Annotated in this window: 9 protein-coding genes and 2 riboswitches; of the genes, 5 read left to right on the top strand and 4 right to left on the bottom strand. The window is 71.4% G+C overall.

What is annotated here, in order from left to right; all coding sequences use genetic code 11:
- The first annotated feature begins 77 nt into the window (after positions 1–77).
- The 4 genes from DOO78_RS07980 to DOO78_RS07965 all read left to right on the top strand — a co-directional run bounded on the left by DOO78_RS07980 (position 78) and on the right by DOO78_RS07965 (position 7,016).
- The gene (locus DOO78_RS07980; RefSeq protein WP_111469216.1) at positions 78–2,372 is read left to right on the top strand and encodes a DUF3141 domain-containing protein; all 2,295 of its coding nucleotides are present in this window, start codon (positions 78–80) and stop codon (positions 2,370–2,372) included.
- 152 nt (positions 2,373–2,524) lie between these two features.
- Positions 2,525–2,628, top strand: a riboswitch (glycine riboswitch).
- A 3-nt stretch (positions 2,629–2,631) separates the two neighbouring features.
- Positions 2,632–2,726: riboswitch (glycine riboswitch) on the top strand.
- A 57-nt stretch (positions 2,727–2,783) separates the two neighbouring features.
- Positions 2,784–4,055, top strand: a complete 1,272-nt coding sequence (locus DOO78_RS07975) for a D-amino acid dehydrogenase (RefSeq protein ID WP_111469215.1) — start codon at positions 2,784–2,786, stop codon at positions 4,053–4,055.
- Positions 4,056–4,251: 196 nt separating this feature from the next.
- Positions 4,252–5,610, top strand: coding sequence for an MFS transporter (locus DOO78_RS07970; RefSeq protein ID WP_207802829.1), 1,359 nt, complete (start codon positions 4,252–4,254; stop codon positions 5,608–5,610).
- 200 nt (positions 5,611–5,810) lie between these two features.
- The gene (locus tag DOO78_RS07965) at positions 5,811–7,016 is read left to right on the top strand and encodes a M20 aminoacylase family protein (RefSeq protein WP_111469213.1); all 1,206 of its coding nucleotides are present in this window, start codon (positions 5,811–5,813) and stop codon (positions 7,014–7,016) included.
- 207 nt (positions 7,017–7,223) lie between these two features.
- Here the strand turns inward: DOO78_RS07965 and DOO78_RS07960 are convergent, their stop codons facing one another.
- A complete protein-coding gene (locus DOO78_RS07960; protein WP_165838783.1) occupies positions 7,224–7,658 on the bottom strand; it encodes a DUF6481 family protein in 435 nt (144 codons plus the stop codon).
- A 114-nt stretch (positions 7,659–7,772) separates the two neighbouring features.
- On the opposite strand from DOO78_RS07960, the gene DOO78_RS07955 reads away from it, so the two are divergent.
- The gene (locus DOO78_RS07955) at positions 7,773–8,972 is read left to right on the top strand and encodes an MFS transporter (RefSeq protein ID WP_111469212.1); all 1,200 of its coding nucleotides are present in this window, start codon (positions 7,773–7,775) and stop codon (positions 8,970–8,972) included.
- A 51-nt stretch (positions 8,973–9,023) separates the two neighbouring features.
- Here the strand turns inward: DOO78_RS07955 and DOO78_RS28100 are convergent, their stop codons facing one another.
- From DOO78_RS28100 to acnA, 3 genes are all read right to left on the bottom strand, one after another.
- On the bottom strand, positions 9,024–10,220 hold the full coding sequence (locus DOO78_RS28100; protein WP_243634451.1) for a CarD family transcriptional regulator: 1,197 nt from the start codon (positions 10,218–10,220) through the stop codon (positions 9,024–9,026).
- Positions 10,221–10,507: 287 nt separating this feature from the next.
- Complete coding sequence (locus DOO78_RS07945) at positions 10,508–11,662, bottom strand: serine hydrolase domain-containing protein (protein ID WP_111469211.1); 1,155 nt, start codon at positions 11,660–11,662, stop codon at positions 10,508–10,510.
- Positions 11,663–11,820: 158 nt separating this feature from the next.
- On the bottom strand, positions 11,821–14,517 hold the full coding sequence (gene acnA / locus DOO78_RS07940; protein ID WP_111469210.1) for an aconitate hydratase AcnA: 2,697 nt from the start codon (positions 14,515–14,517) through the stop codon (positions 11,821–11,823).
- Positions 14,518–14,580: the final 63 nt, after the last annotated feature.

Here is a 14,580-nt window from a genome sequence, read left to right as displayed (position 1 = left end):
GCAATATGGCCCTGCCGGGCGCCGGACCGCGACCGGCACGCCCGCGCGGCGGCCCATGCCTTCATGGGAGCAGGCCGATGGATCAGCGCGGACCGTGGATCGCCCCTGGCGAGGCGGGGGCCGAGCTCTGGCGCCAGGGCTTCTCCTACATGGTCGATGCCTGGCAACGCGGCGTCCTGAACCTCGACGTGCTGCGCCAGCGCGGCAACCGCTACCATGCCGAGCGGAACAAGCGGGCGCCCAACGTCCTCGCCTTCGAGTACGAGGTGGTGCTCGACGGGCAGGATCTCGAGCGGCCGGTCAACTACCTGCTGCTGCGGATCCTGCCGCCGCCCGGCCTGGCGATCGATCCGCGGAAGCCGCCCTTCGTCATCGTCGATCCGCGCGCCGGCCAGGGGCCGGGCATCGGCGGCTTCAAGGCCGATAGCGAGATCGGCGTGGCGCTGAGGGCCGGCCATGCCTGTTACCTGGTGAGCTTCCTGCGCCATCCGGTGCCCGGGCAGACGCTCGAGGACGTGCTGATGGCGGAGCTGCGCTTCGTCGAGCATGTCGGCCAGGCGCATCCCGAGGCCAGCAGCAAGCCGGTGGTGATCGGCAATTGCCAGGCCGGCTGGCAGACCATGATGGCGGCGGCGATCCGCCCGGAGCTGTTCGGCCCCATCATCGTCGCCGGCGCGCCGCTCTCCTACTGGGCCGGCACGCATGGCAAGGACCCGATGCGCTACAGCGGCGGCCTGCTGGGCGGGAGCTGGCTGACGGCCCTCACCAGCGATCTCGGCCACGGGCTCTTCGACGGCGCCTGGCTGGTGCAGAATTTCGAGGGGCTCAACCCCGCCAACACGCTCTGGGGCAAGCAGTACGGCCTCTATGCCAAGGTCGATACCGAGGCGCCGCGCTACCTGGCCTTCGAGCACTGGTGGGGCAGCCACGTCCTGCTGAACGCCGCCGAGATCCAGTTCATCGTCGACAACCTCTTCATCGGCAACAAGCTGGCGACTGCCGAGCTGGTGACGCGCGAAGGCACGCGCATCGACCTGCGCAACATCCGCTCGCCGATCGTGGTGTTCTGCTCGAAGGGCGACAACATCACGCCGCCGCCGCAGGCCCTCGGCTGGATCACCGATCTCTATGGCGGCATCGAGGACATCCAGGCCAACGGCCAGACCATCGTCTATGCCGTGCATGAGAGCGTCGGCCATCTCGGCATCTTCGTCTCGGGCAAGGTGGCCCGCAAGGAACACAGCGAGTTCGCCACCAACATCGACTTCATCGAGGTGCTGCCACCCGGCCTCTATGAGGCGGAGATCGAGCATGCCGCGCCGGGCGCCCCGGGCGCCGATCCCGCGACCGGCGACTACATCGCCCGCTTCGCCGCCCGCGACCTCGGCGACATCGACGCCATCGTCGGCGGCGGCGAGGCGGAGGAGCGGCGCTTCGCCACCGTCGCCCAGGTCTCGCGCGCCAATCTCGGCCTCTACCGCAGCCTGGTGCAGCCGATGATCCAGCCCTGGACCAGCGACGCCTCGGCGGAATGGCTGCGGCGGATGCATCCGCTGCGGCTCGGCTACGAGCTTTTCTCCGACCACAACCCGTTGATGGCCCCGGTGGCGGCGCTGGCCGCGGAGCTTCGCAAGCACCGCCACCAGGCGGCGGCCGACAATCCCTTCCTCGCCTGGCAGGGGATGGTCTCGGCGCAGATCGAGGCCGGGCTCGACCGCTACCGCGAGTTGCGCGACCGGACGGCCGAGGCGGTGTTCGACGCCACCTATGGCAACCCGGTCCTGCAGGCGCTCGCCGGGCTGCGCGCCGATGACGCGCCGCCCCGGCCGCATCCGGGCGAGACGCCGGAGCGGCGCGCCGCCATCGCCCGCCATCTCGCCGCCCTGCGCGGCCGCCTCGCGGCGGGCGGGCTGCGGGAGGCGGTGCTGCGCAGCCTGCTCTATGTCGGCCTGTCGCAGCGCGTCGCCGATGAGCGCAGCTTCAAGCTGATGCAGCGGATCCGGGCCGATATCGGCGACGAGATGCCGCTGCTCGGCATGAAGCAGGTGGTGCGCGAGCAATTCTTCCTGCTCCGCCTGGACCAGGAGGCGGCGCTGGCGGCGCTGCCGCACCTGCTCGAGGGCGTGCCGGCTGCGGCGGTCCGCAGCGCCGGCGAGCAGATCCGGCGCATCGCCCTCGCGGCCGGGCCGCTCGACGGCGAGGCGGCGGAGCGGCTGCGGGCGATGGAGGCGATCTTCGCCGCCGCGGCGGCGCCGGGCGAGGCGGCAACCGCGCCGGCGGCGGCGATCACCGGGGACGCGCCCCGCATGGCCGCGCTGCGCCCCACCGACGAGGCGGCCGCCCCGGTGACGACGCCGCGCCGCGGCCGCTGAATTTCCGGCGCGTATGCACATAAAGCGTCCATAAATGCTCTGATAGACTATTTTTCGTGCAATAATTCGGGATTGGACTACTGAAAGCCCAAGAAGGGCGCAGAATTCCGGTTGACGCGGCCAAGCCGGCTCAGCCATGGTGTGGCCGTCCGCCAAGTGACGCGGGAGAGAGCCTGCCGGTCCTCCAGGATCGGGCAGGCCGCCGAAGGAGCAACCCCCCAGGAAACTCTCAGGCACCCAGGACCGCGTTACGAGGACGATCTGGAGAGAGGCGCCATCCTGGCGCCCACCGAAGGGGATATCCCACCGGTCTCAAAAGGCCGGGCGGGTAAGCTCTCAGGTTCCAAGACAGATGGGGGCAGCCGGCGGCGGCCATACCGCCCGTTGCGAACCCGCGTCTTGGAGCGTGCCGTGAGCACCATTGCCGTCATCGGGTCCGGTATCACCGGCGTCACCACCGCCTATGCGCTGCTGCAGCGCGGCCATCGGGTCGTCGTGCTCGATCGCCAGCGCTATGCCGGGATGGAGACCTCCTTCGCCAATGGCGGGCAGCTCTCCGCCTGCAATGCCGAGGTCTGGAACAGCACCGCCACCATCCTCAAGGGGATGAAGTGGATGCTGAAGGCGGATGCCCCGCTGCTGCTGAACCCGCGCCCCGGCCTGCACAAGTATTCCTGGCTCGGCGAGTTCGTCTCCCATATCCGCCACTACCGCGCCAACACCACCGCCACCACCAGGCTGGCGATCGAGGCGCGGAAATACCTCTTCTCCATCGCCGAGCAGGAGGGGATCGACTTCGATGTCGAGCATCGCGGCATCCTGCATGTCTACCGCGACAAGCCGGGCTTCGACGCCGCCGCCCGCGTCAACGCGCTGCTGACCGAGGGCGGGCTGGACCGCCGGGCGGTGACGCCGGCGGAGATGCAGGCCATCGAGCCGGCCCTGCAGGGGCGCTGGCATGGCGGCTTCTTCACCCCGTCGGACGCCACCGGCGACATCCACAAATACACGCGCGGCCTGGCCGAGGCCTGCCTGCGCCGCGGCGCCCGCTTCCTCTTCGAGGCCGATGTCACCGGCATCACCCATGACGCCGCCGGCATCGCCATCGCCTGGAGGCCGGCCGGCGCCGCCCAGGCGGGCAACCCGGTCGCGCTCGCGGCCGAGACGCTGCGCGCCGATGCCGTGGTGGTCTGCGCCGGCGTCGCCAGCCGCCGCTTCGCCGCCATGCTGGGCGACCGCATCAACGTCTATCCGGTGAAGGGCTATTCCATCACCGTGCAGCTCGACGACGCCGCCAGCCAGGCGGCGGCGCCGACGGTCAGCCTGCTCGACGACGCCACCAAGATCGTCACCAGCCGCCTCGGCCGCGACCGCTTCCGGGTGGCCGGCACCGCCGAGTTCAACGGCGAGAACCGCGACATCCGCATGGACCGCATCCGTCCGCTGGTGCGCTGGACGGAGGAGCTCTTCCCCGGCGTCAGCACCGCCCGGGTGGTGCCCTGGGCGGGGCTGCGGCCGATGACGCCGAACCTGATGCCGCGCATCGGCGCCGGCCGCCGCCCCGGCGTCTTCTACAACACCGGCCATGGCCATCTCGGCTGGACGCTCTCCGCCGCCACCGCCCAGATGGTGGCGGAGGCGATCGGCACCGCCCCGGCCGCGGATCTCCGCCGCGCCGCCTGACGGCCGATCCGCCTGGCTCCTCCTCACCGCCGGACGGTGAGGAGGCCCTGGCGGCGCCGGGCGGGCAGCCACATAAGGCAGCCGCGCCCACCGCGTCCCGCGTCTCCCCCGCCTGAGCCTGCCGCCCGCCCCTGCGACCGGCTTTCCGCACCCATCATGCAAGCGGACCGGCACCGCCGGCCGACAGGAGCTCCGCATGTCCGGCTCTTCCCCCGCCATGGCCAGCATGGCGCGGCCCGCGGCCGTCGCCCCGATCGAGCCCGCCCCGATCGGCGCCCGTCGCGCCGCGCCCGCCGCCAGCCGCCGTGGCGTCGCCGCCGCGGTGATCGGCAACGCGCTCGAATTCTACGACTTCACCACCTATGCCTTCTTCGCGGTGATGATCGGCCGCACCTTCTTCCCGGCCGGCGACCCCTGGGTGACCCTGCTGCTCTCGGTCGCCACCTTCGGCGTCGGCTTCATCACCCGCCCGATCGGCGGCATCGTCATCGGCGCCTATGCCGACCGCGCCGGCCGCAAGCCCGCCATGCTGCTGACCATCGGCCTGATGGCGGTGGGGATGCTGCTGCTGGCCCTGACGCCGGGCTTTGCCACCATCGGCTATGCCGCGCCGGCGCTGATCGTGCTCGGCCGGCTGATCCAGGGCTTCGCCCTGGGCGGCGAGGTCGGGCCTTCCACCGCCTATCTGCTGGAATCCGCCCCGCCCGGCCGCCGCGGCCTCTATGCGAGCTGGCAGATCGCCAGCCAGGGCGCCACCACCCTCTGCGCCGGGCTGATCGGCGTCCTGCTCTCGCTGGTGCTGAGCGCCGAGCAGATGCAGGGCTGGGGCTGGCGCATTCCCTTCCTGCTCGGCCTGCTGATCGTCCCGGTCGGCCTCTATATCCGCCGCGCCCTGCCCGAGACGGCGGGCGAGGCCGGGCCTCACGCCGCCGAGGCGAGCGCCGCCGCGGTGCTGCGCCGGCTGGCCGGGTCGCATGGCCAGGCGCTGCTGCTGACGGTGCCGCTGCTGCTCGCCGCCACGGTGTCGAATTTCATCGGCAGCTACATGACCACCTATGCCATCACCACCCTGCACCTGCCGGCCAGCCTCTCCATCGCCGCGACGGTGGTGGTCGGGCTCGGCGTGCTGGTCTTCGCCCCGGTGGGCGGCTGGCTCTCCGACCGCGTCGGGCGGCGCGCGGTGATGATCCTGCCGCGACTGGCCCTGACCCTCATCGCCTATCCGGCCTATCTGCTGATGGTGCAGGCGCCGGGCGCCGCGACGCTGCTCGGCGTCACCGCCCTCACCACCGCGCTGGCCGCGATCAGCGGCGCCGCCAGCCTCGTCGCCATCCCGGAGATGCTGCCCCGCGCCGTGCGCAGCGCCGGGCTGTCCATCTCCTACGCCTTTACCGTGACGGTGTTCGGCGGCACCACCCAGCTCGTGGTGACCTGGCTGATCGGCGTGACCGGCGACCCACTCTCGCCGGCCTATTACATGATCGCCGCGAGCGTCATCAGCCTGCTCGCCATGGTCGCCATGCCGGAGACCGGGCGCGCCGCGCTCGACGCATGATACGAACGGCCGGTGCTGGTGACCCATCAACGGCCCCCATGGGCAGTCCCCTCGGCGCCGGGCGCAACCCTCCGGTTTGCCTGGGCCTTCGCCGCGTCGCGCCGTCAGGCGCGCCTGACGGCGCGACGCGCGGCGCCCATCCGGGCGCTCGGCCTGAATGACGCAGTCATGCCATTGGTATGAGAAGGGAGAGAAAGACCATGAGCACCGCCATCGACGCCACGATCGAGGCCATCACGCCCGACCTGGTGGCGCTCCGCCGCGACCTGCACGCGCATCCCGAGACCGGCTTCGAGGAGCACCGCACCGCCGGCATCGTCGCCCGGCTGCTGCGCGACTGGGGCCTGGCCGTGACCGAGGGCGTCGGCCGCACCGGCGTGGTCGGCACGCTGACCGGCAGCCGCCCGCCAACCTCCAATCTGGGCCCGCGCGCCATCGGGCTGCGCGCCGACATGGATGCGCTCAACATCCTGGAGGCGACCGGCCTGCCCTATGCCTCCACCGTGCCGGGGAAGATGCATGCCTGCGGCCATGACGGGCATACGACGATGCTGCTCGGCGCCGCCCAGGCCCTGGCGCGGCACCGCGACTTCGCCGGCACCGTGCATTTCATCTTCCAGCCCGCCGAGGAGGGGATCGGCGGCGGCCAGGCGATGCTGGCGGACGGGCTGCTGCAGCGCTTCCCGGTCGAGAGCCTCTACGGCATGCATAACTGGCCCGGCATGCCGGTCGGCCGCTTCGGCAGCCGGGAGGGGCCGATGATGGCGGCCGGCGACACCTGGACGGTGACGCTGCGCGGCACCGGCGGGCATGGCGGCGCCGGGGCGCATCTGGCGACCGACGTGACCGTGGCCCAGGCGCAGCTCGTCATGGCGCTGCAGACCATCGTCAGCCGCAACGTCCCGGCGCTGCAATCGGCGGTGGTCAGCGTCGGCCATATCGCCGGCGGCATCTGGGACTCGCCCAACGTCATCCCGGCCGAGCTGGTGGTCCGCGGCACCGCCCGCTGCTTCGACGAGCGCATCCGCGCCCTGCTGGAGCGGCGCATGGGCGAGCTGGCGCAGAGCATCGCCGCCGCGCATGGCTGCACGGCCGAGCTGCGCTACGAGCGGATCTTCGACGTGCTGGTGAACGATCCGGCGCGCACCGCGACGGCGCTCGCGGTCGCCCTGGACCTGGTGGGCGAGGCGGCGGTGGATGCGGCGGTGCAGCCGCTGACCGGCTCGGAGGATTTCTCTTTCATGCTCGGCCAGTGCCCCGGCAATTACATCATGATCGGCAACGGCGTGGCCGAGGACGGCAGTTACCGGCCGGTCCATACGCCGCTTTATGATTTCAACGATGCCGCCCTACCGCTCGGGGTGCGCTACTGGACGGCGCTGGTCCAACGCGAGTTGGGCGGCTGAACCCCGGGGCCGGGGTGCCCGCAGGGCGCCCCGGCGCCTGCCGCTGGAGCATTCGCCGTTCACGCCGGTTCACGGCACATGCTCCAGCCTATTGTTTTCAGAGCATCTTCACCCGATCAGGTGATCCCACCTGATCGGGATCTGCTCTAGGCGGCCGGCCTGCCGAACCGGATCCCGATCAGGCCTTCCCTGATCGGGCGACGAGGCTCAGCGCTGCCGGGCCTTGCGGGCGGCGTAGCGGGCGTCGCGCTTCGCCTTCTGCTCGGCGGCCAGCGCCAGCGCCCGCGTCTTCTTCTCCTCGTCGAGCTGGACGGCGCGCTCGCGCTGCTCGGCCTCGGTGCGGGCGGCCATGGCCTGCGCCTCGGCCTCCTGCCGGGCCCGCTCGCGCGCCGCGGCGGCATCCGCCTCGGCCTTCGCCTTGGCCTCGGCGGCCCGCCGCGCGGCCTCGGCCTCGCGCTCCGCCTTGCGGAGGGCGGCGCGCGCCTCGCGCGCCTCTGCGACCGCCTTCTGCTCGGCGAGCTTGCGCTGCCGCTCCGGGTCGTCGACCGCGGGGCGGGCGCGGAATCGCTCCAGCAGGGCCTGTTTCGCTTTCGCCTGGTTTCCCAGCCGATCCTTGACGTTGTCGAAGCTACGGAAAGTCATCGCGTCTTCCTACGCAAACTTGCGGCCGCCGCCCAGCCTTGTTCCGCAAAAATTATCGATTCTCCAGGCAAGCCGCCATTTGCCACCCCGGCGGGAGCGGCGCATACCGCCGTCATGCCGCCCTCGACCGCCGACGCAACGCCGCTGAGCGCGCCGGGCTCCGCCCGTCGGCTCATCCTCCTGCTCGGCCTGGCCGCCTTCGCCGGAACGCTCAGCGTCAGGGCGACCGATCCCTTCGTGCCGACGATCGCCGCGGAGTTCACCACCTCGACCGATCGCGTGGCCTTGCTCGCCACCGCCTTCGCCATCCCCTTCGCGGCCATCCAGCCCATCCTCGGCCCGATCGGCGACGCCCTCGGCAAGCGGCGGATCGTCCGGCTGGCCCTGCTGCTGCTCTCGGTCTTCGCCCTGCTGGCGCCGCTCGCGCCGGATCTCACCACGCTGACGGTGCTGCGGGCGCTGACCGGCGCGGCGGCCGGCGGGATCATGCCGCTCACCCTCGCCTCGGTTGCCGATGCGGTGCCGATCGAGGAGCGGCAGGTGGCGCTCAGCCGGGTGGTGGTCTTCTCCATCGCCGGGCAGATCGCCGGCGGCGCGCTGGCCGGCGTGCTGGCGCCGGTGCTCGGCTGGCGCGGCGTGCTTGGCCTCTGCGGCGCCGCCGCGCTGCTGACCGCGGCGCTGCTCTTCGTCATCCCCTTCGGCGGCGCGCCCGAGCCGCGGCGCCGCTTCGAGCCGATGCAGGCGATGCGACGCTACCGCGCGCTGCTCGGCATGCCGGCGGCGCGGTTGCTCTTTCTCTCGGTCTTCCTCGAGGGGATGCTGGTCTTCGGCACCTTCCCCTATCTGGCGCCGGTGCTGCAGGCGCGCGGCCTCGGCAGCGGCGAGGGGGCGAGCCTCGAGGCCGGCCTCGCGGTCGCCGCCTTCGGCTGCGGCGGCTTCGTCTATGCCGCCCTCGCCCGCGCCCTGCTGCGGCGGCTGGGCCAGGCACGCATGGTCCGGCTCGGCGGGGTGCTCGCCGGCCTCGCCCTGCTCGGCTTCGGCCTGGCGCCGCGTGCCACGCTCTTCATCGCCGCCGGCCTGGTGCTCGGCACCGGCTTCTACATGATCCACAACAGCATCCAGACGCGCGTCACCGAGGTGGCGCCGGAGGCGCGGGGCTCGGCGGTCGCGCTGCATGCCTGCCATTTCTTCGGCGGCCAGTCGCTGGGGCCGGTGGTGGTGGGGCTGGCGATCGGCGGCCTCGGATCGACGGCGGCCTTCGCCCTGGCCGCCGCCGCCATTCTCGCGCTCAGCCTGCGGCTCGGTCGGCGCTGAGGCGCCGACGGTCTCCCGCGCCGCCGCCGCGCAGCGTCGCGGGAGTCCGGCTCACCCCTGCTTGAGGTGCAGCAGCAGCTTGTCGGTCGCCTGCATCTTGTCGGTGCGGTCGATGGCGGCGAGTTCGGCGGCCAGGCGGTCCATTGCCTGCTCGTAGATCTGCCGCTCGGAGAAGGACTGGTCCGGCTGGCCGGCGTTGCGGTGCAGGTCGCGCACCACCTCGGCGATCGCCACCGGATCGCCGGAATTGATCTTCGCCTCATATTCCTGGGCGCGCCGGGACCACATGGTGCGCTTGATGCGCGCCTTGCCCCGGAGCGTGTCGAGCGCCTCCTTCATCGCGCCATCGGTCGCCAGCTTGCGCAGGCCGGAGGAGGCCGCCTTGTTGACCGGGACGCGCAACGTCATGCGGTTCTCGTCGAAGGTGACGACGATCACCTGAAGGGTGTGACCCGCGGCGGACATCGATTCGATGCCCTGAACGGTCCCGACCCCATGGGTCGGGTAGACGACATGGTCGCCGGTCTTGAATTCCACTGGTTTCGCAGGCTGTCTCGGTGGGGGTGAAAGGGGCCCGCCGGTGCGGCCGGGGCCGCCCGGGGAGGACCCCATGGGGCTGCCCCGCGGCATGGGAGCGGGCAGGGGAGGGGCTGCCTGCGCCTCGGCAAGGCCGGTGGGCGCGGGCTTCGGCGCCGCCGGCGGGGCCGGGGCGGTCGAAGGGGTGGGAGGGACGAGCTGCGCGGTGGTGGCACGCCCGGCCTCCGTTGCGCGACCTCCGGCCATGACGGCCGGGGCCGGTGCGGGGACCGGCTTGGGATGGACGGGTTTCGGCATGGCGGGGGCGGCGGCGGGCGGCGGCGCGGCGGCAGCCGGAGCCTTGGCTGCCGGCTTGGCCGCGGGAGCGGGCTTCGCCGCCGGAGCCTTGGCTGGCGCCGGCCGGGCGGCCGTGGCCGGTGGCTTGGTCGCGGCCGGACGGGCCGGCGGCACCGGCTTGGCGGCGGCCGGCCGCACGGGCGCCGCCTTGCTGGCTGGCTTGCTCGCCGGGGCAGCGCGGCCCACGGATTTCGCGGCGGGCTTCGATACCGGCCGGGCAGCCGGCTTCGGGCTGGGCGGCTTGGCGGGCTTGGCGGCGCTGCGCCGGGCTTCCGCCACCTGCTTCGGCTTGGCGACCGGCTTCGCACTCTTCGCAGCGGGACGTTTCGCGGTACCGCGCGTGCCGGCCTGCTTGCCGCTGGCTTGTGCCTTCATTGCGGACGCACCTCCTGCGGCAGGTCGACTCTCCGGTAGGCCTGGGCCTGCGGCCCGAGGGACAGGGATATCCCGATGATTCCATCGAGAGAGACCCTGTCGGGTTCACTGCCCATGCCGAATTCCGCAAATGGTTCCGCCGGCGGCCGCACGCCGTTCGCGGCCCGCATTGCCAAGAGGTTGAAACTATAGCATTCGGGAACGGGGGTGTCATTATCCCCCCGTCCGGCCGACATGGCCGGCCGTTCCGGGCCGCGCACCCTGCCGCCCGGTAGGCTGGCCGCGTGCTACCCGCCGGCGCCGTCCGTCGGTCCGGGCAGGATGGCGGCATGCGCCAGGTTGGAGAGGATGTCCATCCGCCGGTTGTGGAATTCCTCGGTCTGCCGGCAATTCGAGAAGAAGGCGAAGCTCACCCCGCTGGTCGGATCGGCCCAGCAATAGGAGGAGCCGACGCCGCCATGGCCGAAGACCCGTGGATGGGCGATGGCGCCGAGGCCGCGCACCACCGGGTGCTCGCCGCGCGAATGCGGCCCGAGGCCGCGGCACATCGGCAGGCCCATATATTCGTCGATGCGGTCGCCGGTGAAATTGCGGGTGACGAAGGCGATCAGCCGCGGCGAGAACAGCCGCACCCCGCCCAGCACCCCGCCCTGGGCCAGCATCTGGTAGAAGGCGGCCATGCCGCGCGCCGTGCCGTAGCCGCCGCCGCCCGGGATGCCGGCCAGATGGTGCTGCGCGTGGTTCTCCCCCTCGCGCGGCGGGAAGCGGCCCTCGGCCGGCGGGTCGTAGATATCGGCGGCGCGGCCATGCTCGGCCTCCGGCAGGCCGACGAAGACCTCCTCCGCCAGGCCGAGCGGGGCGAGGAGGCGGTCCCGGATCACCTGGCGGAAATCCTGCCCGGTGACGGCCTCGATCAGCATCGCCGCCACCCAGTGCGCCGAGGCCGGGTGGTAGCGGACCTTGCTGCCCGGGGTCCATTCCAGGGTGAAGCCGCAGACCGCGCGGCGGACCGCCTCGTGGTCGCCCATGATCTCGGGCGGCACCACGGCGGAGGGGAAGCCGCCCTGATGCGTCAGCAATTGCAGGATGGTGATCTCGCCCTTGCCATGCGCGGCGAAGCCCGGAAGGTGCTGCGCCACCGTATCGGTGAAGCGGAGCAGCCCTTCCTCGGCCAGCAGCCAGACGGCGGCGGCGGTGACCACCTTGGTGTTGGAATACATCAGGAACAGGCTGCGGTCGTCGGCCGGGCGGTCCGGCGCCACCCGGGCCCGGCCGAAGCTGCGGAACAGGGCGAGCCTGCCATGCCGGGCGAGCGCGACCTGGGCGCCGGGATGGTGCCCCTCGGCGATGTGCCGCTCGATCAGGGCGCAGAGCCGCTGCAAGGGCCGCGGATCGAGGCCGAGCGCCTCCGGGTTGGATTCCGCCAGCGGCACGCTGCTCATCGGACCCTCCTCCTCCCGCCGGTGCGGCCTTGCCGGCCCGGCTTGTTCCCGTCGGGCGAGGCTACACCGGCAGCGGCGCCGCTGGGAACGCCCGGCCCCGGCCCCAATTGCGAAGGGGCCCTTGCGGGCCCCTTGCGTCCTCGCCCTGGCGGCGCGGCTCAGGCGGCCTTCGCCATCCCGCGCAGCACGTAGTGCAGGATGCCGCCGTTCTTGTAGTACTCGACCTCATCCGCGGTATCGACGCGGCAGAGCACCTGGGTGGTGTGCTTGCTGCCATCGGCGCGGGTGATGACGAGGTCGAGCGTCATCCGCGGCTTCAGGGCCTCGAGGCCGACGATGTCGATCACCTCGTCGCCCTGGATGCCGAGGGACTTGCGGTCCTCGCCATTCATGAAGACCAGCGGCAGCACGCCCATGCCGACCAGGTTCGAGCGGTGGATGCGCTCGAAGCTCTCGGCCACCACCGCCTTCACGCCGAGCAGGAAGGTGCCCTTCGCCGCCCAGTCGCGGGAGGAGCCAGTGCCGTATTCCTTGCCGCCGAAGACGACGAGCGGCGTGCCCTCGCGCTTGTAGCGCATGGCCACGTCGTAGATCGGCGCCACCTCGCCCGAGGGGTAGTGCTTGCTGACGCCGCCCTCGGTGCCCGGCACCATCTCGTTCTTGATGCGGATATTGGCGAAGGTGCCGCGCATCATCACTTCATGGTTGCCGCGGCGGGCGCCGTAGCTGTTGAAATCCGCCTGCCGCACCTGGTGCTCCAGCAGGTACTCGCCGGCCGGGCTGGTCTTGCGGATGTTGCCGGCGGGGGAGATGTGGTCGGTGGTGATGGAATCCGCCAGCACCGCCAGCACCCGGGCGCCGCCGATCGGCTGGATCGGCTTCACCTCAGGCGTGATGCCCTCGAAATAGGGCGGGTTCTGCACGTAGGTGGAGCCGGAATTCCAGCGATAGGTGTCGCTGTCCGCATCCACCCGGATCGCCTGCCACTGGCCCGGGCCCTTGAAGACATCGGCATAGCGCTCGAGGAACATCGCCCGCGTCACCACCGCATGGACGGTGTCGGAGACCTCCTTCTGCGTCGGCCAGATATCCTTCAGGTAGACGTCCTGGCCGTTCGCGCCCTTGCCGATCGGCTCCTTGGCCAGGTCCTTGGTGACCGAGCCGGCCAGCGCATAGGCGACGACCAGCGGCGGCGAGGCCAGGTAGTTGGCCCGCACATTGGCGTGGACGCGGCCCTCGAAGTTCCGGTTGCCCGAGAGCACCGCGGCGGCGACCAGCTTGTTGTTCTCGATCGCGTCCACGATCGGGTCCGGCAGCGGGCCGCTGTTGCCGATGCAGGTGGTGCAGCCATAGCCGGCGATGTTGAAGCCGAGCGCGTCGAGATGCGGCTGCAGGCCGGACTGGGCGAGGTAGTCGGTGACCACCTGGCTGCCGGGGGCGAGCGAGGTCTTCACCCAGGGCTTCACCGTCAGCCCGAGCGCGTTCGCCTTCTTCGCCACCAGCCCGGCGGCGACCAGCACATAGGGGTTCGAGGTGTTGGTGCAGCTGGTGATGGCGGCGATCACCACATCGCCATGGCCGAGGTCGTAATTCGCGCCCTCGACCTGCACCCGCTTGCCGGCCTCGTCGCCCGGCACGCCCATGACGCCGGCGGCGAGGTCCTTGCCGAAGGCGGAGGCGACGTTCGACAGCGCCACCCGGTCCTGCGGCCGCTTCGGCCCGGCGAGCGAGGGCTCCACCGTGCCGAGATCGAGCTCCAGCGTGTCGGTGAAGACCGGCTCGGGCGACGCGCTGTCGCGCCACAGGCCCTGGGCCTTGCAATAGGCCTCGACCAGCTTGATCCGGTGCTCGTCGCGGCCGGAGAGGTTCAGGTACTGGATGGTGGCGGCATCGACCGGGAAGAAGCCGCAGGTGGCGCCGTATTCGGGCGCCATGTTGCCGATGGTCGCGCGGTCGGCGAGCGGCAGGTCGTCGAGGCCCGGGCCGAAGAACTCGACGAACTTCCCGACCACGCCCTTCTTGCGCAGCATCTGGGTCACCGTCAGCACCAGGTCGGTGGCGGTGACGCCCTCGCGCAGCTTGCCGTGCAGCTTGAAGCCGATGACATCGGGGATCAGCATGGCGATGGGCTGGCCGAGCATGGCCGCCTCCGCCTCGATGCCGCCGACGCCCCAGCCCAGCACGCCGAGGCCGTTCACCATGGTGGTGTGGCTGTCGGTGCCGTAGCAGCTATCGGGATAGGCGTAGGTGTCGCCCGCATCGGTCGCCGTCCAGACCACCTGCGCCAGGTATTCCAGGTTCACCTGGTGGCAGATGCCGGTGCCGGGCGGCACGACGCGGAAATTGTTGAAGGCCGACTGGCCCCAGCGGAGGAACTCGTAGCGCTCGCCGTTGCGCTCGAACTCGATATCGACATTCTTCTGCAGCGCATCCGGCGTACCGAAATAGTCGATCATCACCGAGTGATCGATCACCAGGTCGACCGGCACCAGCGGGTTCACCCGGCGCGGATCGCCGCCGAGCTTGATGATGCCGTCGCGCATGGCCGCCAGATCGACCACGCCCGGCACGCCGGTGAAGTCCTGCATCAGGATGCGCGCCGGGCGGAAGGGAACCTCCTTCTCCGACTTGCCGGCGGGCAGCCAGCCGGCGATCGCCTTGGCGTCGTCCACCGTGTAGCTGCGCCCATCCTCGTAGCGCAGGACATTCTCGAGCAGCACCTTCAGGCTGAAGGGCAGGCGGCTGATGTCGCCGATGCTCTTGGCCGCCTCGGGCAGGCTGAAGTAGTGGTAGGTCTTGCCGTCCACCGTGAGGGTGCGGCGGGTCTTCAGGCTGTCCTGCCCGATCATCCGCATGAACCGGAACCTTTCCGCTCGCTGCGCGCCGTTGCGGCGCAGCACGTGCGCGGGTTTAAGCAT

It is taken from the genome of Roseicella frigidaeris (genome assembly GCF_003258945.1).
GTDB classification, from domain to species: domain Bacteria; phylum Pseudomonadota; class Alphaproteobacteria; order Acetobacterales; family Acetobacteraceae; genus Paracraurococcus; species Paracraurococcus frigidaeris.
Note: the sequence above shows the minus strand (reverse complement) of the source record. Positions and strands in the feature narration are given on the sequence as shown.

Bases quoted from the DNA above. Each gene is read 5' to 3' on its own strand.
- DOO78_RS07965 (WP_111469213.1), top strand. From the start codon at position 5,811: ATGAGCACCGCCATCGACGCCACGATCGAGGCCATCACGCCCGACCTG.
- acnA (WP_111469210.1), bottom strand. From the start codon at position 14,517: ATGCGGATGATCGGGCAGGACAGCCTGAAGACCCGCCGCACCCTCACG.
- DOO78_RS07980 (WP_111469216.1), top strand. From the start codon at position 78: ATGGATCAGCGCGGACCGTGGATCGCCCCTGGCGAGGCGGGGGCCGAG.
- DOO78_RS28100 (WP_243634451.1), bottom strand. From the start codon at position 10,220: ATGAAGGCACAAGCCAGCGGCAAGCAGGCCGGCACGCGCGGTACCGCG.
- DOO78_RS07970 (WP_207802829.1), top strand. From the start codon at position 4,252: ATGTCCGGCTCTTCCCCCGCCATGGCCAGCATGGCGCGGCCCGCGGCC.
- DOO78_RS07955 (WP_111469212.1), top strand. From the start codon at position 7,773: ATGCCGCCCTCGACCGCCGACGCAACGCCGCTGAGCGCGCCGGGCTCC.
- DOO78_RS07945 (WP_111469211.1), bottom strand. From the start codon at position 11,662: ATGAGCAGCGTGCCGCTGGCGGAATCCAACCCGGAGGCGCTCGGCCTC.
- DOO78_RS07960 (WP_165838783.1), bottom strand. From the start codon at position 7,658: ATGACTTTCCGTAGCTTCGACAACGTCAAGGATCGGCTGGGAAACCAG.